We start from the raw sequence: 20922 nt of genomic DNA, 5'->3' as shown, positions 1-20922 counted from the left end.
TCCGGTGCGTGCCTTTCCCGATCCCGATCCCGATCCCGAATCCTGGAGCCGATTCATGCCCACTCGCAGCACTCGCGTTCTCGCGCTCGCCGCCGAGACGCTGACCGAGGACCCCTGGCAGCTGCTTGCCCTGCCCGGCGTCCGCCCCGAGCAGGCCGACGGCTTCGCCCGAGCACTGCTCGGCCCCGCCTGCGGTCCCGGCGACGAGCGGCGCGCCCAAGCCCTGATCGGCTGGCTGCTGGAGCAGGCCGCGGTCGTCGGCCACTCCGCCCTGGAGGCGTCCGCGCTGCGCGCCGCCCTCTCCCAACGCTCCGTACCCGACCCCGACGAGGCCCTCCAGAGCGCCATCGCGGACGGCGCGGTGCTGGTCTTCCAGGACGCGCTGGACACCCCGGCCCGCCCCCGGGCCGCCGCGGAGGACGACGAGGAGCAGCCGGTCCGCATCCTGCTCGGCCTGGACCGCCTCGCCATGGCCGAGGAGAGCGTCGCCGACGGACTGGCCCGACTGCTGAACACCTTCGAACCGCCCACCGACGCACCGGCCTACGACACCGGGTCGGACGACGAGGCACCGACCGGCGAGGACACCGCCGCCACGGACGACCCGGCGGCCGCGCCCCCGGAGGCCGACGGCCCGGACGCCCCGCCGACCCCCGGGGAAGACGTCGCCCCGGTCCGCCCCTCCCCCGAAGCCTGGGCAGCCGTCGCGGCGGACGCCCCCTCGTCCTCCGCCACCGAGCTCATCCGGACCGTGGCGGGCAGCGGTCTGACGGCCCACACCGGCGGCGAGGCGGCCCGCGCCGAACCCGCCGCGCTGATCGCCGCGGCCCGCGCCCTCGGACTGCGGGCGTTCGGCGCCACCCACACCGCGGACGGCCGCCGACGGCTGGCCGCGCACCTCGCCGAGGCCGCACCGGGCGGTGCCGCCGGGGAGCCCGCCGGCCCGGCCGCGGCGGAGGCCGCGGTGACGGTCGCCGGTCTGCTGTCCGGACAGGAAGGCCCGGGCCGGGACGCGGACGGCGCGCTCGCCCTCGACCTGCTCGTCGTGCTGGACGCCCCGCAGCTGGACCTGGACACCACCGCCCTGCTCGTCGAATCGCTGTCCGACGGGACGCGCCTGGTGCTCAGCGGCGACCCCGGCGTCCTGTGGTCCGCCGGTCCCGGACGGCTCTTCCAGGACCTCCTACAGTCCCGGTTCTGCCCCCAGGTCGCCTCCCGCACCCCGGACTTCGGGCCGATCGGCGAGCTGGTGTCGGGCATCGGCATCGGCGAACTCGACGCGGTCGAGGCACCCGGCAAGGAGGTGGTGACCGTCCCCGTGCGGGACGCCGGCGAGGCGGTGCACCGCACGGTCCAGCTGGTCGCCGACTCGGTGCCCCGGGCGCTGGGCATCGCCGCCGACCAGACGCAGGTCATCACCGTCGGCCACGGCGGCGCCGCCGGCACCCGCGCGCTCAACGCCGCGCTGAAGGAGCGCCTCAACCCCGGCCCCGGCCGGTTCGGCGGCTTCGACCCCGGCGACCGCGTGGCGTACGCCCCGGCGCTGGGCCGGACGCTCCCCGGCACGGTCACCGGTGCCGACGCCGACGGCCTGCACCTCGACTGCGACGGCACCGCCGTGGTCGTCCCCCGCGAACAGGTCGACTCCGGCGCCGTCCGGCACGGCTGGGCACTCACCGCCCATCAGGCGGCCGGGTCGCGTTGGCCCGCCGCGGTCGTGGTCCTCCCCGGCGACGCCGCCGGCGGCCTGACCCGCGCCTGGGTCTACACCGCCTTCAGCCGCGGCGAACGGCATCTGTCGGTGGTCCAGGGCGTGGACCAGGCACTCTCCCGCGCGGTCGCCGAGCTGCCCGCCAAGGAGCGCACCACCCGGCTGCGGACGCTGCTGCGCCTACAGGCCGAGGAGCAGTCGGCGGACCCGGCCGCGGACTGACCGCACCGCCCGCCCCCAGCGGTGGGCCCGCGGGACGACGGCACACCGGCCGTCCGCCCCGCGGGCCCGTGCTGCCGCGCCTCACCGCCTCCGGTCGGCCGGCTCCAGCAGCTCGTCGTCATCGTCATCGTCGTCGAGTTCCTCGTCGAAGACCGAGCTGACGTCGAAGCGGCACACCACCCGCTGCGGATCCGTCTGGTCGAACGGCGCGGCGAGCCACTCCCCCGGCTCGGCCGGCTCGTCGACGGCCGCCACCCACAGCGCGGAATCGCCCTCCTCCAGGCCGAACTCCTTGTGCCGGGAGGCGATCTCGTCCGGTTCGTACTCCCCGAAGAGCACCCCGAGCGCGGCGTAGACACTGCTGCCGACCACCGCGGCCGCATCCGTGGCGCTGCCCGCCGCGTCATCAGCGGCATCCGGGTCCAGGGACGCGATGCGCTGTGCCTGATGCAGCAGGCGCTGCGGCTTGGCGACGGTGTAGTCGCGCCGGATGAGCACGCTCAGCGCGCTCGGCTCCTCGGGCCCCGCGTAGGCGGGCAGAGTGTCGTTCCCGGGGATCTCGAAGGGGGTGACCTCGTCGTAGGCGTCGTAGAGCAGCTCGTCATAGGCCTCAGCAGCCGCGGCGACTTCGTCGAACGCGGCGTAGACGGCCGGGTCGTCCGGCCCCGAGCGGCGCTCGACCGCTTCGAGGTGACGGTCCAGCGCGGCTTTGACCGCCTCAGCGGCGGCACGTACCTCGGCAGCGGAAGGCTGCGCAGCATCAGACATAGTGCAGACGCTATCCGTACCAGGGCCGGTCCCGCACAATAGATGCGATGCCGGAATACGAATTCTGCGATGTGTACGTGCCCCGGGGCGTCTCCCGCAAGGCCACCACACGCCTGCTGACCGACCATGCCGAGTACGGACACTGGGAGTTGGACCGACTTCGTCTCAATCCCGACGGTAGCCGCCGGGTCCGGCTGCGCCGCCGGATCATCCGACAGCTCCGCGCGACGTGGTGAGCCCCGGGAGGGTGTGATCGCAGCAGAGCGGGCCCCGGTCAGGGACAGGGGCCCGCTCCGTCGTGCGGTCACACCACGTGCTGCCGATCAGCTACGGACGGTACGCGCCCGCCGGTAGAGGATGGCGCCCCCGAGCAGCAGTCCGGCGCTGCCCGGGATCGCGTAGCCCAGCGCCCCGGCACCGGTGTGCGCCAGCTGCCCCGCCCCGTCCTGCGGCGTCGCCGCGTTCCGGGTGTGCGGTGCGCCCGCGGTCTGCGTCCGTACGCCCGAGGTGCCCGGCGTGTGCGGGGTGCCCGGCGTCTGCGGAGCGACGGACCTCGGCTCGTGCGGGCCACCGGGGTGCCCCGGCTGGTGCGGAGTGCCCGGATGGTGCGGGCCGCCGGGATTGCCGGGGTGGCCCTGCTCCGGCGGTTGGCCGGGCTGCGACGGGTGGCCGGGGTGGTGCGGGTGGCCGGGGCCCGTCGGCGAGGCGTTGTCGCAGTCGTTCCCGAACGACGGGTTCAGCGCGCCGACCACGTCAACGCTGTTGCCGCAGACGTTGATCGGCACGTCGATCGGGGCCTGGATGGTGTTGCCGGACGCGACGCCCGGCGAGTCCTTCGCCCCGCCCACGGCGGTGGCCCCGCCGTGCTCACCGGACGTCCGCCGGTGCTTGCCCCCCTGGCCGTGCCCACGATCGTGGCCGCCTCCGTGCCGCCCGCCGGACCCGTTCGCGCAGTGGTTGCCGAACGCCGGGTTGAGCAGACCGACCACGTCAACGGTGTTGCCGCACACGTTGACCGGGACGTCGATCGGGGCCTGGATCGTGTTGCCCGATCCGACGCCCGGTGAATTCGCCGTACCACCCGCGGCCTTGGCGTCCGCGTGCGCGTATCCGGCGGCCATGGCGAGCACGCCGCCTGCGGCCGCCATGGTGATCAGGCCTTTTCGTGCGACCTGTCTCATAAGTCTTCCCCTGCCTTGTGCCCTTACGGAAATGCGGGCGGGTGGTGACCGGCGGAGGTGAGTGTCACGCTCCGCAGGCTTCCTCCCGGGGAGGCTTCACCCGTCCGCGAAAATGCCCAGAGGCTCCGGAATGTCGGAACGACATTCCGGAGCCGGGCTGGGCCGGCCCTCAACGGGCCGGAAGCGTCAGTCGTTTACGCAGGTGTTGCCGAAGGACGGGTTCAGCAGGCCGATCAGCGAGACCGTGTTGCCGCAGACGTTCACCGGAACGTGGATCGGGGCCTGAACGACGTTGCCGGAAAGCACACCCGGGGAGTGCACCGCGGCACCCTGGGCACCGGAGTCGGCAACAGCCAGGCCGGCGCCGGCCATAACGACACCACCGGCAACCGCAGCAGCGGCGACGACCTTCTTGATCATGGTTCCTCCTTGTAGGCAATGCGGTCCCAGCCGCGGACCGCAATCAGATCAACGAAGACCGGGCCGTTGAAGCTACGAACACATCGCGGCATTCACCCTTTCCAGCGAAGTCAACGCGAAAGGCAGGAAATTCACGCCGACTCCGCCCTCTCCGCACGCCCTCTCACCGACCAACTCCCCACGCCCACAGCCCCGCAGGGAAGGCACCCACCCGCTCCGGCTGCGCACCGGAACCCCGCCCCCACCAACCGAAGCCCCTTCCCGGCCAGTTCGACTCAGGTCGACTCTGGCCGGACGGGTCGGGCCAGCTCTGGTCGGCTCGGCTCAGCTCTGGTCGATGAATCGGTCAAGCACCCGCACCCCGAACTTCAGCCCGTCCACCGGCACCCGCTCGTCGACACCGTGGAACATCCCGGCGAAGTCCAGCTCCGGCGGCAGCTTCAGCGGCGCGAACCCGAACCCGCGGATCCCCAGGTCGTCGAAGGACTTGGCGTCCGTCCCCGCGGAGAGCATGTACGGCACGGCCCGCGCGATCGGGTCCTCGGCCTGCAACGCGGACTGCATCGCGTCCACCAGGGCACCGTCGAAGGTGGTCTCCAGCGCCTTGTCCGCGTGGACGTCCTCGCGCTTGACCCGCGGCCCCAGGATCCGGTCCAGGTCCGCCAGGAACTCCTCCTCGTACCCGGGCAGGAATCGGCCGTCGACGTGGGCGGTGGCCTCGCCAGGAATCACATTGACCTTGTAACCGGCGCCCAGCTGCGTGGGGTTGGCGGTGTTCCGCAGCGACGCGCCGATCAGCTTGGCGATGCCGCCGAGCTTGGCCAGCGTCGCGTCCATGTTCTCCGGGTCCAGTTCGGTGCCCAGCGCGTCCCCGAGCTCGTCCAGGAAGGCCCGCAGCGTCTTGGTCACCCGCACCGGGAACTCGTGCCGCCCCAACCGCCCGACCGCCTCGGACAGTTCGGTGATGGCGTTGTCCCTGTGGATCATCGATCCGTGCCCGGCCGACCCGGCCACAGTCAGCTTCATCCAGTGCATGCCCTTCTGGGCCGTCTCCACCAGATACAGCCGCAGGTTCTCGTTGACGGTGAAGGAGAACCCACCGACCTCACTGATCGCCTCGGTCACCCCCTCGAACAGCTCCGGGTGGTTGTCGACCAGATACCGCGCACCGTAGGTGCCGCCGGCCTCCTCGTCCGCCAGGAACGCCAGCACGATGTCCCGCGGCGGCTTGCGCCCCGTGCGCAGCCGGTCACGCACCACGGCCAGCGTCATCGCGTCCATGTCCTTCATGTCGACCGCGCCGCGGCCCCACACGCACCCGTCCGCGATCTCCCCGGAGAACGGGTGGTGGGTCCAGTCGTCGGCGTTGGCCGGCACCACGTCGGTGTGCCCGTGGATCAGCAGGGCCGGCCGCGACCGGTCCTCCCCCTCGATCCGCGCGACGGTCGACGCCCGCCCCTTGTGGGACTCGAAGATCTGCGGCTCCAGGCCGACCTCGGCGAGCTTCGCCGCGACGTACTCGGCGGCGACGCGCTCCCCCGGCCCCGAGTGATCGCCGTAATTGCTGGTGTCGATCCTGATCAGATCCCGGCACAGATCGACCACCTCGTCCTCACCGGTGACCGTACGGGCCGGCTGCGACTCGCTCATGCCGAAACCTCGCTTCGCTCGGCCCCGCATTCGCGGGACTCGCACCTTTCCATGGTTCGCTCGCGCGGCTCGCTCACACTGCCTCCTCTTGGTTCACGGCCGCGGCAGCGCCCGAGAGCACTCCGCGGCGGGGTCCACCCGCCATCCTCCACCCCGCACCCGCTCCGCCCAAGGCCGCAATACTCCCGACATGCCCTGGTCACAGGCGCGCGGCGGCCCCGGACCGGGGGTGATCGACCACCCCCGAACGTTTGCTATTGTTTTCCTCGTCGGAACGGCCCGGAGGCCGCAACGACAGACACCTTGTCCGGGTGGCGGAATGGCAGACGCGCTAGCTTGAGGTGCTAGTGCCCTTTATCGGGCGTGGGGGTTCAAGTCCCCCCTCGGACACCATGAGGCAATCAAGGCCCCAGATCTTCTGATCTGGGGCCTTTTGCTGTTGCTGGGCCGTTCCTGTGGTGCTTCTGGGCGTTCGTCGTGGCGGGCTCGGGCCGCTCGGAATTTGCGGTGCGGGGGTGCGGTCGCCTGCGTAGGGTGCCTCCGTTCGTGGTCGGTGAGAGGGGTGCGGGTGGTGTTGATCTTTGATGCGGATGACACGTTGTGGGAGAACAACGTGATCTTCGAGCGGGTGATTGACGAGTTCACGGGGTGGCTGGCGGGGCCGGGGCTGGAGCGGGGGGCCGTGCGGGCCGTGCTCGACGGGATCGAGGCGGCGAACGCGGTGACGCTGGGGTACGGGAGCAAGGTGTTCCTGCGGAGCCTCGGGGAGTGCGTGGAGCGGGTGCGGGGGCGGGCGGCCACCGCGGCGGAGCGGGCGCGGATCGACGGGTGGGGGGCGGCCTTCGCGGGGGATCGGGTGGAGCTGATTCCGGGGGTGGCCGAGACGTTGGCGGAGCTGGCGGGGCGGCACGAGATGCTGCTGCTGACCAAGGGGGACGAGGAGGAGCAGCGGCGGAAGGTGGTCGCGTCGGGGCTGACCGGGCACTTCCGCGGGGTGCACATCGTGCCGGAGAAGAACGTGGCCACGTACGAGGAGCTGACGCGGGCCTACGGGCTCGTGCCGGAGCGGACGTGGATGGTCGGGAACTCCCCGAAGTCGGACATCCTGCCGGCCCGGTCGGCGGGGCTGAACGCGGTGTTCATCCCGCACGTCCACACCTGGGTGCTGGAGCACGAGGAGTTGGATCCGGGGGATGCGAAGGTGCTGCGGCTGGGGGCGTTCGGGGAGTTGGTGCACCACTTCTGAGGGCGGAAGCCCGCGGTCGACCCCGGGTGGGGGCGGCCGCGGGCTCGTGTCGGGCGGTCGGGGGTCAGAGCGGGTCGGTGGGGGTGAGTTCGCCCGATGCCAGGGTCAGCCAGCGGGTGATCGAGAGCTCGCGGAGGAAGCGGGGGTCGTGGCTGACCACGAGGAGGGCGCCCTCGTAGGAGTGGAGGGCGGTGACCAGGCGGCGGACGGAGGACATGTCGAGGTTGTTGGTCGGTTCGTCGAGGAGGAGGAGTTGGGGGGCCGGTTCGGCGAGCATCAGGGCGGCCAGGGCGGCCCGGAAGCGTTCGCCGCCGGAGAGGGTGCCGGCTTGTCGGTCGGCGCGGGCGCCCTTGAAGAGGAAGCGGGCGAGGCGGGCGCGGATGCGGTTGACGGTGGCGTCCGGGGCGTAGCGGGCGACGTTCTCGACGACGGTGAGGTCGTTGTCGAGGACCTCGTCGAGGCGCTGTGGGAGGAAACGGTGCGGGACGTGGACCTCTGCGGTGCCGGCGGCCGGCGGGAGTTCGCCGGTGAGGGTGCGGAGCAGGGTGGTCTTGCCGGAGCCGTTGCGGCCGGTGAGGGCGATCCGTTCGGGGCCGCGTACCTCCAGGTCGGCGTGGGTGCCGTAGCGGGTGCGTAGGCCGCTGGCGGTGAGGACGGTGCGGCCCGGGGGGACCGCGGTGTACGGGAGGTCGATGCGGATCTCGTCGTCGTCGCGGACCGCTTCGGCGGCCTCGTCGAGGCGGCCCTTGGCCTCTTGGAGGCGTTCGGTGTGCAGGGCGCGGTGTTTGCCGGCCGAGACCTGGGCCTCCTGTTTGCGGGAGTTCATGACGATCTTGGGTTCGCGCTTCTGGGCGTACATCTTGTTGCCGTAGCGGACCCGGCGGGCGAGTTTGACCTGGGCGTCGGCCAGTTCGCGCTTCTGGCGCGCGACGTCGGCCCCGGCGGCCCGGACCATCCGCTCGGCCGCCTCCTGTTCGACGGCGAGGGCCTGTTCGTAGGCGGTGAAGTTGCCGCCGTACCAGTGCACGCCCACCCGTCGCCCACCACCGCCCTCGGCCGAGGCTCCCCCGGACTCCGTCCGGGGGGACCCCCAGCGCGCCGCGCCTCTCGTCACGCGGAGGTCGGCGATCCGGTCGACGCGGTCGAGGAGTTCGCGGTCGTGGCTGACCACGAGGAGGACCCCGGACCAGGCGGTGACCGCGTCGTAGAGGCGGCGGCGGGCGGGCAGGTCGAGGTTGTTGGTGGGCTCGTCGAGCAGGAGCACGTCCGGGCGGCGGAGCAGCAGGGCGGCCAGGCGGAGCAGGACGGACTCGCCGCCCGAGAGCTCGCCGAGGGTGCGGTCGAGGTCGATGGTGTGCAGGCCGAGTTGGTCGAGGGTGGCGCGGGCGCGCTCCTCCACGTCCCAGTCGTCGCCGAGGGCGGTGAAGTGTTCCTCGCTCGGGTCGCCGTCCTCGATGGCGTGCAGGGCGGTGCGGGCGGCGGCGATGCCGAGCGCCTCGTCGACCCGGAGGTGGGTGTCGAGGGAGGCGTGCTGCGGGAGGTAGCCGACCTCGCCGACGGCCTTGACGCTGCCCTCGGTGGGGGTCAGTTCGCCGGCGATCAGCTTCAACAGGGTGGACTTTCCTGATCCGTTGAGGCCGATGAGTCCGGTGCGGCCGGGGCCGACGGAGAACTGGAAGCCGTCAAGGACGGGGGTGCCGTCGGGCCAGCTGAAGCCGGTGTTGGCGCAGACGATGGCCGCGGAGGAGGCGGCGGGGGGCTTTGACATACGGGTCTCCGGGAGGTGTGCGCGGGGCGGGCGATGCTTGCGCAGGGAGACACCGCGGCAGTGCCGGGGTTCGGGTACGCCGTGCGTACGCCGAGGTCACGGACGGGCCACGCGGGGCGGGGATCGCAGAGCGGATCGCCGGTCGCGGGCGCGGTGTCTTCCGGACCTCAGACGAGCAACGGCCTTCTCCTGTCGGGAGGGAAACCCGCCGGGCCGTCGGCCGGGGCGGGGTGGACGTCTACGACCGTAGAGGGCGGTGGGCGAGAATGCAAACGCTATTTTTGTTGCGTTTGCATTCTCGTCCGTGGCCGCCGGGGTCTAGAGGGCGCGGAGGCGCACCCGGGCCGGGCCGGTCGCCTGGAGGGTGATGCCGGCGGCTACCGGTACGTCCTGGTCGATGGCCTCCAGCTCGTGGGAGCGGAGCAGGATCGCCAGGGCCAGGACGGATTCCAGCATCGAGAAGTGCTGGCCGATGCAGGCCCGCGGGCCGCCACCGAACGGGAACCAGGCGTAGCGGTGGCGCTCCGCCTCGCGTTCGGGGGTGAAGCGGTCCGGGTCGAACCGCTCGGGGTCCTCCCAGAGGTCCGGGTGGCGGTGGGTGACCCAGGGGGCGACGACCACGTCGGCGCCGGCCGGGAGGCGGAAGCCGGCGATCTCGGTGGCCTCCACGGCCCGGCGGCTGACCACGGGAGCGGCCGGGTACAGCCGCATGGACTCCTTGAACGCCCGGGTGAGCCGCGGCAGGCGGTCCAGGTCGGCGGCAGTGGGGGTGCGGTCGCCGAGGACGCGGGTGAGTTCGGCGCGGATCCGGGTCTGTTCGCCGGGGTGCCGGGCGAGCAGGTGGAGGGTGAATGCCATGGAGGTGGCGGTGGTCTCGTGGCCGGCCAGCAGGAAGATCAGGACCTGTTCGCGGACCTCGGTGGCATCGAGGGTGCCGTCCTCCTCGTTGCCGGCCGCGGCGAGCAGGGAGAGCAGGTCGTTGTGGTCCGGGGCCCCGGTGGCACCGTCGGCGGCGGCCGTACGGCGTTCGGCGATGATCCGGTCGCACAGCGCGTTGAGTTCGGCGGTGACCCGGCGGGTGCGGACGTTCCTGGGGGTGGGCCAGTCGCGGGGCACCTTCAGGGGCGCGTAGGCGCGGCGTACGACGTAGTCGTTGATGACGGGGGCGGAGCGGTGGATGGCGGCCACCGCGGCCTCCACGTCGAGGCCGAAGAGGATCCGGGCGACGGTGCGCAGGGCGAGCCGGTTCATCTCGGGGACGAGGTCGAGCACGCCGCCCTCGGCGGACCGCCAGCGGGCGGTGACCGCGTCGGCCTCGGTGGTCACGGCCGCCGCGTAGCCGTCGACCCGGCGCTTGGTGAACAGCGGTTGCACCAGCCGGCGTTGGCGGAGGTAGTCGGTGTCCTGGCTGGTGAGCAGGCCGTTGCCGAACGCCTGGCGGACCTCCTCGTAGAGCGGGTGGTCCTTGCGGAAGTTGGCGGCCTGGGTGCCGAGGATCTGCTGGACGCCCTCGGGCGCGAAGACGGCGTAGAAGACGCTGCGGAATCCGGGTGGGCCGGCCTCCAGCCGGACCACGTCGCCGTGTTCGCGCTGGGCTCTTAAAAAGGCTCCGAGGGAGTCGCGGCGGAGATCGAGCAGCGAGCCGATCACGGGGAGGCCGGCGGGGCCGGGGATCGTGGTCGGGGCGGTACCGCCGGCGGTGGGCCGGGGCGCCGGCCCGGTGCCGGCACCGGAACGGGGCGAGGGGTTGGTCAGGGACATGCTCCGATTCCTATCCACGAACGGGCCGGGGAATGTCGCGGCGCGGCGTGGTGTGGGCAACGGACCGGGCGGCGACCGGCGGTGGCCGGGGCCGGCCGGTCGGTGCGGCGGGGGCACGTAGCATGTCCGGATGATCGAAAAGCAGGCCGGGCGGGCGGGACGCACCACCGCACAACAGTGTCGGGTCACCGTCTGCCGCGGCTGCTGCTGCGGGGACGCGGCGAAGATCCCGGGGGTCGACCACGCCGGGCAGATACCCCGGCTGCGGGCGGCGCTGGACGGGGCGGCACCGGTCCGCGCCTCGGACTGCCTGGACGTCTGCGACCAGGCGAACGTGGTCGTGGTGCAGCCGTCGCCGGCCGGGCGGGCCGCGGGGGGCCGGCCGGTGTGGCTGGGGCTGGTCAACGACGATGACGCGCTGGCCGACATCGCCGCCTGGATACGGGCCGGCGGGCCGGGCCTCGCGGAGCCGCCCGGCGTCTTGGACCTGTACGCGATGAAGGTGTCCCGGCGGGTGCGGGAGCAGCTGGAAAATTAGCGGGCGGCCCGGGGCGGGGCGGGACCGGCTTCGGCGCGCGGAGGGGCGTGGGCGGGTGTTGGCTGGAGGTATGACCTCCGGCCTGATGGCGCGCTCCCGGACGCGCCTCCCTACAGGGGCGGGCTGAGCCGTGCGCCGCACAGTGCCGCCCGCTCCCCCGCCCGGCTCCCCGGTGCGTGCGGCGGGACCGCCGCATCGCGTGCTGGTCGTCGCGGACGACCCGGCCGTCGCCACGGCCGTCACCGCCGGGCTCGCCCGCGCCGGCCACACCACCGCGTACGCCACCGACGGCTTCACCGCCCTGGAACTGGCCGCGGACTTCCATCCGCACGCCGTGGTGCTCGATCCGGCGCTGCCGGGCATCGACGGTCTGGAGTTGCGCCGCCGGTTGCGGCGGAGCGGCGGCGGGCCGGCGGTCCCCGTGGTGCCGTTGACCGAGCACAGCGGGACGGCGGGCGCGGGAACAGCGGCGGAGCGTGCGGGGGCGGGGCCCGTGGGGACGCGGGAGCTGGTGGCGCGGGTGGCCGCGGCGCTGCACCGGGCCGGGGGTGCTGACCTCGCCGCCGGGTCGGCGCCGGTCCTGCGGGGCGGGGACCTGACCGCCGATCCCGGGGCCGGGCGGGCGCTCCGTGCCGGCCGGGAACTCGATCTCACTGAGGACGAGTTCGCGCTGTTGGTGTTCCTGATGCGGCACCCCGGGCGGATCTTCTCGCGGGAGCAGCTGCTCAAGCGGGTCTGGGGGCGGGACTTCGGCGATCTGTCGGCGGTGGCGGCGCGGGTGGCGCGGCTGCGGGCGGAGATGGAACGGGATCCGGCCGCACCGCGGCTGCTGACGGAGGTGTGGGGCGCCGGCTACCGCTTCGACCCCGGGGGCGGCGAGGTGGTGGGTGCCGGCGCACCCGTTGGGGAGGCGGTTCCGGTGGGCGGGGCGGTCCCGGCGGGCGGGGCGGTCTCGGCGGGCGGGGCGGTCCCGGCGGGCGGGGCGGGCGGCTCGTCGCAGGAGGTGGCTCGGGGCCGGCCGCAGTCTGGGTGACGGTCCCCCGCCAGGCCCCGGGCAGAGGCGCTGAGTATCCCGGGCGGTGCGGTTCAGGGGCGTGCGAGAAGGTCGCCGTCGGGCTCGTCGGTGCATGGGGCGTCGGCGTACGGGGCGTCGGTGTCGGTCGCCGTGCGGCGCGACGGTAGGTCGCGGGCGGTGCGGACCGGTGAGGCGAGGAGGATCAGGGCGGCGAGCGGGACGCCCGTGGTGGTGATCCACATGGCCGTACGGACGCCCAGTGTGGCGCCGAGCGCACCGCCGAGCAGGGCGCCCAGCGGCAGCGTGCCGTAGTTGAGGAAGGCGGCACTGGCGGCGACCCGGCCGAGCAGCGCGGGCGGGCAGTACGCCTGCTGGAAGCCCGACTTGAGGACGTTGCCGCCGACCACTCCCGCGGAGACCCCGAAGCTGCCGGCGACGAACAGGGCGGCGCCGGGCCCGGCGGTGGTGAGCGGGATGAGCAACGCCAGGGTGGGCAGGCCGAGTTCGAAGAGCAGGGTGGCGCGGGCGGTGCCGATCCGGACCGCGACCCGGCGGACCGCGAAGGCGCCCGCGATACCGCCGGTGCCGGCCGCCGCCAGCAGGGCGCCGACCGCGCCCGGCGGCAGCCCGGCCTCGCGGACCAGGAAGACCGGCAGGATCGACTGGTACCCCATCAGCGCCAGGTTGGAGGCGGCGCCGAAGAGCGTCAGCGTGCGCAGCCAGACATCGCCGGACACCAGCCGCAGCCCCTCGGTGACCTCGGCGCGCAGGGACCGCGGGGCGCGCTCGCCGGCGCCGGCCGGGTGCGGTTCGCGGTGGCGGATGGCGAACAGGCAGAGCAGGGAGACCAGGAAGGTGGCCGCGTTGGCCAGCAACCCGTTGACGGCGCCGGCGAGTTGGACCAGGAAGCCGCCCGCGCCCTGCCCGGCTAGCTGCGCCGCCGAGGCGCTGCCGTGCAGCTTGGCGTTGCCCTCGGGCTGGTCGGCGGGGGCGAGGAGGCCGGGGAGGTAGGCGCTGTACGCGGTCTGGAAGACCACCGCCGCGGCGCCGCTCAGCAGGGCCCCGCCGGTCAGCAGGCCGAGGCTCAGCCCACCGCACCAGGCGATGACGGGGACCGCGGCGAACACCGCCATCGAGAGCGCGGCGGCGCCCAGCATCAGGGGCCGGCGGCGCGTCCGGTCCACCCAGACGCCGACCGGCAGCCCGATCAGCAGCCAGGGCAGCCAGGCGCAGGCGCTCAGCACGCCGACCGCGAAGGTGCCGGCGTGCAAGGTGGCGACGGCGGTCAGCGGCATCGCCACCCCGGTGACCGCGGCGCCGAACTTGCCCGCGGTCTCCCCGCACCAGAGCAGCCGGAAGTCCCGGTGGCGACGGAGCAGACCGCTCATGACTCGGCCCGGTCGGCCCGGTCGGCCCGGTCGGCTTGCTCCGTCTGGCCCGTCTGCTCGATCTGCTCGGCGGGGTCCGGCTGCTGTGCGGTGGCGTCCGAGGGCGCGGCGCGGTCCGGCCGGGGCTTGCGGGGGAACGACTGGAGCTGGACGATGACGGGCTGCGCGGCGGCCGCACCGGGAGCCGCGGGCGTCCCGACGTCCGGACCGGACCGTCCGGTGGCGTCCCGGTACCGGGTCACCACTTGCTCCAACTCGCGGTTCATCGCGGCCAGTTGATCGGGCGTCATGGTCAGGTCGTGCCACTGCACGATCGTGCCGGCGTCCCGCCACTGCGGCCCCCAGTCCTCCGCGAGGTAGCCGACGACCTGGTGGAAGTGCTGCTGGACGAGCTCGTGGACGTAGACCGAGAGCGGGCCGCGGGCGTCCGGATCGTCGCGGAAGTCGGTGGTGTTGAGCTGGCGGGAGACCGCCACCGCCCGCCACCAGCGTTCGCGCTTGGTGCCGCGGCCGGTCTCCTCCTCGATGAACTCGTGGTCGGCGAGTTGACGCAGGTGCCAGCTGACCGTGCCGGTGTTCTCGCCGAGCCGACGGGCGAGGCCGGTGGCGGTGTCCGGACCGTCGAGGGTCAGCAGCTCCAGGATGCGCATCCGCAGCGGATGGGCGAGGCCGCGCAGACTGCGGGCGTCCATCCGGCGGGTGGGGCGCGGTGCGGGGGACGCGGCGGCGCCGGGGGCGTCCGGCCGGCCACCGCCACGAGGCACGTCGTCGTGAGGCACGTCGTCGTGAGGCACGTCGTCGCGGGGCACATCGCCGTGAGGCATGTCGTCGCGGGGCACATCGTCGTCGGTCACGTGATCGCGGGTCATGGGTAGCACCCTAGAGATGCAGAGAGTTCTCTGCATAGGTTTCTCTGCAAAGAAGTCTCTGCAATTGGCTGGAGGCTGAGACGGTGTCCGTAACGGACGGCGGCCGGTGGTACAGACGGGTACGCGCGAGAATGGCGGAGTCGAGGGCTCTGCTTCGATGTTTCGGCCACCGTGGCTGACTATCCTCGGGCGCATCCCCCGCCCCGCGCGATACGAGGTGTGCGACGTGACGGTGATCCTGCTCGCCCTTGCCGCGGCATGCTGTCTGGGCACCGGGTTCGTCCTCCAGCAGATCGCGGCGCAGCACGCCCCGCCGCAGGACTACCTCTCCTTCCGGCTGCTGCTCGACCTGGTCCGGATGCCCCGTTGGGTGGCCGGGATCGTGCTGATGGTGATGGGGATGGCGCTGGGCGCGGTGGCGCTGGGGATGGGGGACATCACCCTCGTCGAACCGTTGATGGCGACGAACCTGCTGTTCGCGATGGCGCTGGCGCGGCGGATCTCCCGGCAGCGACTGGGCCGCAGCGGCTGGGCCGGCCTGTGGCTGCTGGCGGGCGGGGTGACCGCGTTCATCGTGGCCGGGCAGCCGCACGGCGGGCGCAACAGCGAGGTGGGGCAGCTGGCGCAGTGGCTGATCATGGGCGGGGTGATGTCCACCGCCCTGGTGCTGGCGGCGGTCGCCAAACGGGAGCGGGTGCACGTCAGCCTGGAGGCCGCGCTGCTGGGCGTGGCGGCCGGGCTGCTCTACGGCCTCCAGGACGCGCTGACCCGGATCAGCGGTCTGCGGTTCACGGCGGGAGGCTGGCACGAACTGCTGACGAGCTGGCAGCCGTACGCGATCGTGGTGCTCGGGGTGCTGGCGCTGGTGATGGTGCAGAGCGCCTTCGAGTCGGCGCCGCTGCGGATGTCGCTGCCGGCGCTGACCGCCGCCCAGCCGCTGGCCGGGATCGCCTGCGGGGTGGGCTTCCTCGGCGACCAACTACGGGTGACGACGGGGGCGCTGGCCTTCGAAGCGGCCGGGATCGCCGCGGTGGTGGCGGGGATCGTGCTGATCGGTAGCCATCCGGCGATGCCCCCGGGGGCCGGGGCGGCCGACGACGCGCGGGACCTCCAGCCGCGCTGATCCACCGGGAGGGCCGGAGGGGAGCCCAGCGAGGTCCAGGGAAGGCCCCAGGGAAGGCCCCAGGAGGCATCCCCCGGGGAGATCCGCGGAAAGACCCGCCGACGACCCCTTACGCGTTTATTAATGTCCGGCATTAGAATCGGGACATGCCCAGGACATCAGGCCCCGAGACCCGGGAAAAGCTGATCCGCGCCGCCGAGGAGGTCTTCGCCGCACAAGGCGTGGACGGCGCCCAGATTCGCGACATCGTCGCGCTGGCCGGCCAGAGCAATCCGTCGGCGGTGCAGTACCACTTCGGCTCCCGGGCCGGGCTGCTGGACGCCGTGATGGCCGGCCGGCTGACCCGTACGGAGGCGGCCCTGGCGCCGCTGCTGGCCGCGGCGGAGGCTGAGGGACCGGCGCTCCGGGAGCTGATCCGGTTGCTGCTGACGGCGGAGGCCACCGAGTTGCGGACCGACCGGGGGCGGCGCTGCCTGCGGATCTCCGCCCAGCTCAGCCACGAGAGCGGGGTCCGCACCCGGGTCCCGCACCCGACCCTCGCCGGGACCGCGTACTGGCGGCTGATCTGCCGGGTCGAGGAGGCGCTGGCCGCGGCCGGACTGCCGGAGGCGGTGCGGCTGGAGCGGTTGGACCTCGCGCTGACGCTGATCGGTGCGGCGCTGGCCGACCGGGCCCGGCACTACCTGGACGGTGCCGCACCCCTGACGGGCGAGGAACTGTTCCTCGCCGATCTCACCGGGACGACGACCGCCTTCCTGCTCGCCGCCGCCCCCCGAACCGAAGGAGTTCCCCATGAGTGAACCCACCCAGGCGCCCCCTGCCGCGGACCTGAGCGGCAAGACCGTCGTCCTCACCGGCGCAGCCCGCGGGCTGGGTGCCGCGGCCGCCGAGCAGGCCGTCGCGGCCGGTGCCAACGTCGTCCTCACCGACGTCCTCCAGGAGGAGGGCGCGGCGACCGCGGCCCGGCTCGGTGAGCGGGCCCGGTTCCTGGCCCACGACGTGACCTCCGAGGAGGACTGGCAGCGGGTCGTGGACTTCGCGGTGGCGGAGTTCGGCGGGGTCGACGGACTGGTGAACAACGCCGGGATATCGACCGGGGCGCCCCTGGAGACGGTCTCCGCCGACTTCTTCCGCAAGGTCCTCGACGTCAACCTCACCGGTGTCTTCATCGGCATGAAGACCGTGCTGCCGGCCATGAAGGAGCGCGGTGCGGGCTCGATCGTGAACATCTCGTCGGCGGCCGGGCTGATGGGCCTGGCCATGACCGGTGGCTACGGCGCGTCCAAGTGGGGCGTCCGCGGTCTGACCAAGATCGGCGCGGTCGAGTGGGGCACCGCGCGGGTCCGGGTGAACTCCGTACACCCCGGGATGACCTACACCCCGATGACCGCGCAGGTCGGCATCGAGGTCGGCGAGGGCAAGTACCCCAACACCCCGATGGCCCGGGTCGGCGAGGCGCACGAGATCGCCGGTGCGGTGGTCTTCCTGCTCTCCGACGCCGCCTCGTACATCACCGGCGCCGAGTTGGCGGTGGACGGCGGCTGGACCACCGGCCCGACCGTGAAGTACGTCATGGGGCAGTGAGCCGAAGATCCGTGGCGGCGTGCCCCGACAGGTGCGCACGCCGCCACGGGTGGTTCCATGGCCCCATGACCGATCAACGACCGTCCGGCGAGCCGGAGCCGCTCAACGCGGACGAAGTCCTCGATGTCGTCGATGAACGGGACCGGGTCGTGGGGCAGGCCCCGCGGGCGGAGGCGTATGCCCGCCGGCTGCGCACCCGCTGCGCGTTCGTCCTGGTCCGGGACGCCGAGGACCGGATATTCGTCCATCGGCGGACCCCCCGGAAGCTGGTGTTCCCCTCGCATTACGACATGTTCGTGGGCGGCGTGGTGGGCACCGGCGAGACGTACGACGAGGCGGCGCTGCGGGAGGCCGAGGAGGAGCTGGGGGTGGCCGGGCTGACCCGTCCCGAGCCGCTGTTCCGCTTCCTGTACGAGACGCCCGAGCACGCCTGGTGGTCGGCGGTCTACCAGGTGCGCTGCACGCTTCCGGTGGCGCCCCAGGAGTCGGAGATCGACTGGCACGCCTTCCTGTCGGAGGAGGAGTTGACCCGGCGGTTGGACGCCTGGCCGTGGACCCCGGACGGGCTGGCCGCGTACCGGGAACTGCTGGTCCGGCGGGCGGCCGGGGAGGTCTGAGCCGATGGGTCCGGGGATCCGGCTGTGGTTCTCCCCGGGGCGGGTGCGCGAGGAAGGCACCACCCCCGACTACCGCTTCTCGCTCGCCAACGAGCGGACCTTCCTCGCCTGGCTGCGCACCGGGCTGGCGCTGATCGGCGGGGGCTTCGCGGTGGACCAGTTCCTGCCGCGGCTGCACGGGAACCTGCGGCTCGCCTTCACCGTCGTCCTGCTGGTCGGCGGGGCACTGTGCGCGCTGCGGGCGGTCAACCACTGGGTGCGCTGCGAGCGCGCGATGCGGCGCGGTGAGGACCTGCCGATCTCCCGTTTCCCGGCGGTGCTGGCGCTCTGCGTCGGGCTGCTGGCGGTGGCGGTGGTCGTGCTGGTGCTGATCGGCTGGACCGACTAGCGGGGGCCGGATCGATGGGCGCACCCAAGGAGGCCGGCGGGGCACCGCGGCCGGCCGCGGACCGGGACCCCGGGCTGCAACCGGAGCGGACCCGGCTGGCCTGGCGGCGGACGGTGCTGTCGGCCGTGGCGGTGGCGGCGTTGGCCGGACGGCAGGTGCTGCACGGCGGGGTCCCGGGCCCGTTCGAGACGGTGCTGATGGTGCTGGTGGCGCTGGCGTGGGTGGTGTTCGCGGTCGCCGCGGACCGCCGGATGCGGGCGCTGGCGGGCGGCCGGCCGGCCGCGCTGCCGGCGTGGCTGGCGCTGCTGGTGGCCGGCTGCACCGTCGGGTTGGCGGTGTGCGGTGCGGCGCTGCTGCTGCCGGGGCGGTGAGTCGTACCCGACGGTACGGTTACGGGTGCCGCGCGGCACCGGGCCGAGCCGGGCCGACCGGCGGCCGCGGCGTCCGCGCGGGACCGATCGCCCCCACTCGAAGGCCGAACATGACGAACCATCAGCAGTCCGCGGAGACCGGCCCCGGCACCAGTGTCGGTACCGGTACCGACACCGCCGTCCCCGAGCCCTACCTCACCGAACTCGCCCCGGGCGTCCAGGCGTTCATCCAGCCGGACGGCGGCTGGTGCCTGAACAACGCGGGCTTCGTCACCGACGGGACCGCCACCCTGCTCGTGGACACCGCCGCCACCGAGCGCCGGGCACGGCTGCTGCGCCGCCGGATCGCGGAGAGCGGCGCCCCCGCGCCCCGTACCCTCGTCAACACCCACCACCACGGCGACCACACCTACGGCAACGGCGTGTTCGCCCCCGAGGCGACGGTCATCGGACACGCGGCCTGCCGTCGGGAGTTGCTGGCCGCCGGCCACCAACTGCACGCGGTGTGGCCCGAGGTGCCGTACGGCGACATCGTCCTCACCCCGCCGGAGGTCACCTTCGAGGACCGTCTGACGGTGTACGCCGGGGAGGTCGAGGTGCAGCTGATCCACCCGGGGGTGGCGCACACGCCCGGCGACACCATCGTCTGGCTGCCGCGGCAGCGGGTGGTCTTCACCGGGGACCTGATCTTCAACGGGGGCACCCCGTTCCTCTTCATGGGCTCGCTGACCGGGTCGCTGCGGGCGATCGAGGTGCTGCGGTCGCTGGACGCGGAGACGGTCGTACCCGGGCACGGTCCGGTGGCCGGGCCGGAGGTCTACGACCAGGTCGAGCGCTATCTGCGGTTCGTCGGGGAGCTGGCCCGCGAGGGACGGGCGGCCGGGCGGACGCCGCTGGAGGTGGCCCGGGAGGCGGAGCTGGGCGAGTTCGCGGACCTGAAGGAGCGCGAGCGGCTGGTGGCCAACCTCCTGCGGGCCTACGCCGAGCTGGACGGCGCGGCGCCCGGTGCGCCGCTGGACGCGGTGGCCGGGTTCGGGGCGATGGCGGAGTGGAACGGTGGGGTGCCGCCGACCTGCCACGCCTGAGCGGGTACCCCGCCCGGGGGGCGGGGTGGCGGAAATGCATCGGGTGACCGACGCCCCACGGGGTGACACTGGACTCCATACCGACTAGTCGGCATGATCAGGCGGGACGGGCCCGCCGGCCCTGGACCGTCCAACCGTCCACTCCGTACGGAGGAAGCACGATGAGCAACGGCACCCCGCCCCCGCCGGCCGCCGGGGAGGCACCACCCGGCCTCGATCCGGAGCGCCTGCGGGAGCATCTGGACCGGGAGCGGCCGGGCCTGGTCTCCGGGCCGCTGCGCGCGCAGCTGATCGAGGGTGGGCGGTCCAACCTCACCTACCGGGTCACCGACGGCACCGCCTCCTGGGTCGTCCGCCGCCCGCCGCTCGGCCACGTGCTGGCCACCGCGCACGACATGCGGCGCGAGCACCGGGTGATCAGCGCCCTGCACGACACCGCGGTGCCGGTGCCCCGGACGCTGCTGCTGTGTGCGGACGAGTCTGTCATCGGCGCCCCGTTCTACGTGATGGAGCTGGTGGCGGGCACCCCGTACCGGACCGTGGAGCAGCTGACCCCGCTGGGCCCGGAGCGGACCCGGGCGGTGGTGCTGTCCCTGGTCGACACGCTGGTGGAGTTGCACTCGGTGGATCCGGAGGCGGCCGGGCTGGGCGACTTCGGGCGTCCGGACGGCTTCCTGGAGCGTCAGCTGCGGCGCTGGGGCAAGCAGTTGGCGGCCTCCAAGAACCGCGAACTGCCCGGCATCGACGCGCTCCACGAGGCACTCGGCCGGGCGCTGCCCACCTCCCCCGCGCCGACCGTGGTGCACGGCGACTACCGGCTGGACAACGTCCTGGTCGGCGCCGGCGACACCATCACCGCCGTGCTGGACTGGGAGATGTCCACGCTCGGCGATCCGTTGACCGACCTCGGGCTGCTGGCGATGTACTGCACCGACCTGGGCCTGCCGGGGTCGCCGGTCAGCACCACCAGCGGCGCCCCGGGACACCCCGACCCGGACGAACTGATCGCCCGCTACGCCGAGCGCTCCGGCCGGGACACCTCGCAGATCGCCTGGTACACCGCGTTCGCGTGGTTCAAACTCGCGGTGATCCTCGAAGGCATCCACTACCGCTACACGCTCGGCCAGACGGTCGGGGCGGGCTTCGACCGGATCGGCGAGCTGGTGCCCGTCTTCATCGACCGCGGACTGACCACCCTGAAGGAAGGCTGAGGCACC

At 73.3% G+C, this 20922-nt stretch carries 21 protein-coding genes and 1 tRNA gene; 14 read left to right on the top strand and 8 right to left on the bottom strand.

The window, feature by feature from the left end; translation table 11 throughout:
• The first annotated feature begins 55 nt into the window (after nt 1-55).
• Entirely contained in the window at nt 56-1933 is a 1878-nt protein-coding gene (locus ACFVT2_RS39075) for an ATP-binding domain-containing protein (RefSeq protein WP_390026090.1), read from the top strand.
• An 81-nt stretch (nt 1934-2014) separates the two neighbouring features.
• Here the strand turns inward: ACFVT2_RS39075 and ACFVT2_RS39070 are convergent, their stop codons facing one another.
• Nucleotides 2015-2701, bottom strand: coding sequence for a hypothetical protein (locus ACFVT2_RS39070; protein WP_390026088.1), 687 nt, complete (start codon nt 2699-2701; stop codon nt 2015-2017).
• A gap of 47 nt (nt 2702-2748) precedes the next feature.
• Here ACFVT2_RS39070 and ACFVT2_RS39065 point away from each other — a divergent pair, with 47 nt between their 5' ends.
• The gene (locus ACFVT2_RS39065; RefSeq protein WP_014059547.1) at nt 2749-2937 is read left to right on the top strand and encodes a DUF5703 family protein; all 189 of its coding nucleotides are present in this window, start codon (nt 2749-2751) and stop codon (nt 2935-2937) included.
• Nucleotides 2938-3024: 87 nt separating this feature from the next.
• Here ACFVT2_RS39065 and ACFVT2_RS39060 read toward each other — a convergent pair whose 3' ends face one another.
• The 3 genes from ACFVT2_RS39060 to ACFVT2_RS39050 form a co-directional block, all read right to left on the bottom strand.
• Nucleotides 3025-3849 (bottom strand): chaplin family protein, encoded by an 825-nt coding sequence (locus ACFVT2_RS39060; RefSeq protein ID WP_390026085.1) that lies wholly within the window; start codon nt 3847-3849, stop codon nt 3025-3027.
• Nucleotides 3850-4068: 219 nt separating this feature from the next.
• A complete protein-coding gene (locus ACFVT2_RS39055; RefSeq protein WP_390026083.1) occupies nt 4069-4302 on the bottom strand; it encodes a chaplin in 234 nt (77 codons plus the stop codon).
• A 324-nt stretch (nt 4303-4626) separates the two neighbouring features.
• Entirely contained in the window at nt 4627-5952 is a 1326-nt protein-coding gene (locus ACFVT2_RS39050) for a M20/M25/M40 family metallo-hydrolase (protein WP_390026081.1), read from the bottom strand.
• A gap of 305 nt (nt 5953-6257) precedes the next feature.
• Here ACFVT2_RS39050 and ACFVT2_RS39045 point away from each other — a divergent pair.
• Together ACFVT2_RS39045 and ACFVT2_RS39040 are read left to right on the top strand one after the other, a co-directional pair.
• Nucleotides 6258-6345, top strand: a tRNA-Leu gene (locus ACFVT2_RS39045).
• A 169-nt stretch (nt 6346-6514) separates the two neighbouring features.
• Nucleotides 6515-7198, top strand: coding sequence for an HAD family hydrolase (locus ACFVT2_RS39040; protein ID WP_390026097.1), 684 nt, complete (start codon nt 6515-6517; stop codon nt 7196-7198).
• A 64-nt stretch (nt 7199-7262) separates the two neighbouring features.
• Here the strand turns inward: ACFVT2_RS39040 and ACFVT2_RS39035 are convergent, their stop codons facing one another.
• Together ACFVT2_RS39035 and ACFVT2_RS39030 are read right to left on the bottom strand one after the other, a co-directional pair.
• Complete coding sequence (locus ACFVT2_RS39035) at nt 7263-8966, bottom strand: ABC-F family ATP-binding cassette domain-containing protein (protein WP_390026078.1); 1704 nt, start codon at nt 8964-8966, stop codon at nt 7263-7265.
• Between the two features lie 318 nt (nt 8967-9284).
• The gene (locus ACFVT2_RS39030; protein ID WP_390026076.1) at nt 9285-10727 is read right to left on the bottom strand and encodes a cytochrome P450; all 1443 of its coding nucleotides are present in this window, start codon (nt 10725-10727) and stop codon (nt 9285-9287) included.
• A gap of 130 nt (nt 10728-10857) precedes the next feature.
• Between ACFVT2_RS39030 and ACFVT2_RS39025 the strand changes: the two genes are divergently transcribed.
• On the top strand, nt 10858-11265 hold the full coding sequence (locus tag ACFVT2_RS39025; RefSeq protein WP_390026074.1) for a (2Fe-2S) ferredoxin domain-containing protein: 408 nt from the start codon (nt 10858-10860) through the stop codon (nt 11263-11265).
• 130 nt (nt 11266-11395) lie between these two features.
• Nucleotides 11396-12298: a response regulator transcription factor gene (locus ACFVT2_RS39020; protein ID WP_390026072.1), complete on the top strand. Its 903-nt coding sequence runs from the start codon at nt 11396-11398 to the stop codon at nt 12296-12298.
• Between the two features lie 53 nt (nt 12299-12351).
• Here ACFVT2_RS39020 and ACFVT2_RS39015 read toward each other — a convergent pair whose 3' ends face one another.
• Entirely contained in the window at nt 12352-13668 is a 1317-nt protein-coding gene (locus tag ACFVT2_RS39015; RefSeq protein WP_390026070.1) for an MFS transporter, read from the bottom strand.
• Nucleotides 13665-14360: an ArsR/SmtB family transcription factor gene (locus ACFVT2_RS39010; RefSeq protein WP_390026095.1), complete on the bottom strand. Its 696-nt coding sequence runs from the start codon at nt 14358-14360 to the stop codon at nt 13665-13667. The genes ACFVT2_RS39015 and ACFVT2_RS39010 overlap by 4 nt, the downstream gene beginning before the upstream one ends.
• Nucleotides 14361-14763: 403 nt before the next feature.
• On the opposite strand from ACFVT2_RS39010, the gene ACFVT2_RS39005 reads away from it, so the two are divergent.
• From ACFVT2_RS39005 to ACFVT2_RS38970, 8 genes are all read left to right on the top strand, one after another.
• Nucleotides 14764-15660, top strand: a complete 897-nt coding sequence (locus ACFVT2_RS39005; RefSeq protein ID WP_390026069.1) for a DMT family transporter — start codon at nt 14764-14766, stop codon at nt 15658-15660.
• A 146-nt stretch (nt 15661-15806) separates the two neighbouring features.
• Nucleotides 15807-16460 carry a TetR/AcrR family transcriptional regulator gene (locus ACFVT2_RS39000; protein WP_390026067.1) on the top strand — a complete coding sequence of 218 codons (654 nt, stop codon included), beginning with the start codon at nt 15807-15809 and terminating at the stop codon, nt 16458-16460.
• Nucleotides 16453-17244: a glucose 1-dehydrogenase gene (locus ACFVT2_RS38995; protein WP_390026065.1), complete on the top strand. Its 792-nt coding sequence runs from the start codon at nt 16453-16455 to the stop codon at nt 17242-17244. The genes ACFVT2_RS39000 and ACFVT2_RS38995 overlap by 8 nt, the downstream gene beginning before the upstream one ends.
• A gap of 65 nt (nt 17245-17309) precedes the next feature.
• Nucleotides 17310-17861, top strand: coding sequence for an NUDIX domain-containing protein (locus tag ACFVT2_RS38990; protein ID WP_390026063.1), 552 nt, complete (start codon nt 17310-17312; stop codon nt 17859-17861).
• 4 nt (nt 17862-17865) lie between these two features.
• Nucleotides 17866-18249 (top strand): YidH family protein, encoded by a 384-nt coding sequence (locus ACFVT2_RS38985; protein WP_390026061.1) that lies wholly within the window; start codon nt 17866-17868, stop codon nt 18247-18249.
• 14 nt (nt 18250-18263) lie between these two features.
• A complete protein-coding gene (locus ACFVT2_RS38980; protein WP_390026059.1) occupies nt 18264-18620 on the top strand; it encodes a DUF202 domain-containing protein in 357 nt (118 codons plus the stop codon).
• A 110-nt stretch (nt 18621-18730) separates the two neighbouring features.
• Nucleotides 18731-19705 carry an MBL fold metallo-hydrolase gene (locus ACFVT2_RS38975; RefSeq protein WP_390026057.1) on the top strand — a complete coding sequence of 325 codons (975 nt, stop codon included), beginning with the start codon at nt 18731-18733 and terminating at the stop codon, nt 19703-19705.
• A 161-nt stretch (nt 19706-19866) separates the two neighbouring features.
• The gene (locus ACFVT2_RS38970; protein ID WP_390026054.1) at nt 19867-20916 is read left to right on the top strand and encodes a phosphotransferase family protein; all 1050 of its coding nucleotides are present in this window, start codon (nt 19867-19869) and stop codon (nt 20914-20916) included.
• Nucleotides 20917-20922 lie beyond the last annotated feature (6 nt).

It is taken from the genome of Streptomyces sp. NPDC058000, from assembly GCF_042886435.1.
Lineage (GTDB): Bacteria > Actinomycetota > Actinomycetes > Streptomycetales > Streptomycetaceae > Streptomyces.
The sequence above is the reverse complement of the archived record's forward strand: the minus strand, read 5'-3'. Positions and strand labels throughout refer to the sequence as shown.

Bases quoted from the DNA above. Each gene is read 5' to 3' on its own strand.
- ACFVT2_RS39010 (WP_390026095.1), bottom strand. From the start codon at position 14,360: ATGGACGCCCGCAGTCTGCGCGGCCTCGCCCATCCGCTGCGGATGCGC.
- ACFVT2_RS39050 (WP_390026081.1), bottom strand. From the start codon at position 5,952: ATGAGCGAGTCGCAGCCGGCCCGTACGGTCACCGGTGAGGACGAGGTG.
- ACFVT2_RS39055 (WP_390026083.1), bottom strand. From the start codon at position 4,302: ATGATCAAGAAGGTCGTCGCCGCTGCTGCGGTTGCCGGTGGTGTCGTT.
- ACFVT2_RS39075 (WP_390026090.1), top strand. From the start codon at position 56: ATGCCCACTCGCAGCACTCGCGTTCTCGCGCTCGCCGCCGAGACGCTG.
- ACFVT2_RS38990 (WP_390026063.1), top strand. From the start codon at position 17,310: ATGACCGATCAACGACCGTCCGGCGAGCCGGAGCCGCTCAACGCGGAC.
- ACFVT2_RS39030 (WP_390026076.1), bottom strand. From the start codon at position 10,727: ATGTCCCTGACCAACCCCTCGCCCCGTTCCGGTGCCGGCACCGGGCCG.
- ACFVT2_RS39070 (WP_390026088.1), bottom strand. From the start codon at position 2,701: ATGTCTGATGCTGCGCAGCCTTCCGCTGCCGAGGTACGTGCCGCCGCT.
- ACFVT2_RS38995 (WP_390026065.1), top strand. From the start codon at position 16,453: ATGAGTGAACCCACCCAGGCGCCCCCTGCCGCGGACCTGAGCGGCAAG.
- ACFVT2_RS39015 (WP_390026070.1), bottom strand. From the start codon at position 13,668: ATGAGCGGTCTGCTCCGTCGCCACCGGGACTTCCGGCTGCTCTGGTGC.
- ACFVT2_RS39035 (WP_390026078.1), bottom strand. From the start codon at position 8,966: ATGTCAAAGCCCCCCGCCGCCTCCTCCGCGGCCATCGTCTGCGCCAAC.
- ACFVT2_RS39000 (WP_390026067.1), top strand. From the start codon at position 15,807: ATGCCCAGGACATCAGGCCCCGAGACCCGGGAAAAGCTGATCCGCGCC.
- ACFVT2_RS38970 (WP_390026054.1), top strand. From the start codon at position 19,867: ATGAGCAACGGCACCCCGCCCCCGCCGGCCGCCGGGGAGGCACCACCC.
- ACFVT2_RS39060 (WP_390026085.1), bottom strand. From the start codon at position 3,849: ATGGCGGCCGCAGGCGGCGTGCTCGCCATGGCCGCCGGATACGCGCAC.
- ACFVT2_RS39065 (WP_014059547.1), top strand. From the start codon at position 2,749: ATGCCGGAATACGAATTCTGCGATGTGTACGTGCCCCGGGGCGTCTCC.
- ACFVT2_RS38975 (WP_390026057.1), top strand. From the start codon at position 18,731: ATGACGAACCATCAGCAGTCCGCGGAGACCGGCCCCGGCACCAGTGTC.
- ACFVT2_RS39025 (WP_390026074.1), top strand. From the start codon at position 10,858: ATGATCGAAAAGCAGGCCGGGCGGGCGGGACGCACCACCGCACAACAG.
- ACFVT2_RS38980 (WP_390026059.1), top strand. From the start codon at position 18,264: ATGGGCGCACCCAAGGAGGCCGGCGGGGCACCGCGGCCGGCCGCGGAC.
- ACFVT2_RS38985 (WP_390026061.1), top strand. From the start codon at position 17,866: ATGGGTCCGGGGATCCGGCTGTGGTTCTCCCCGGGGCGGGTGCGCGAG.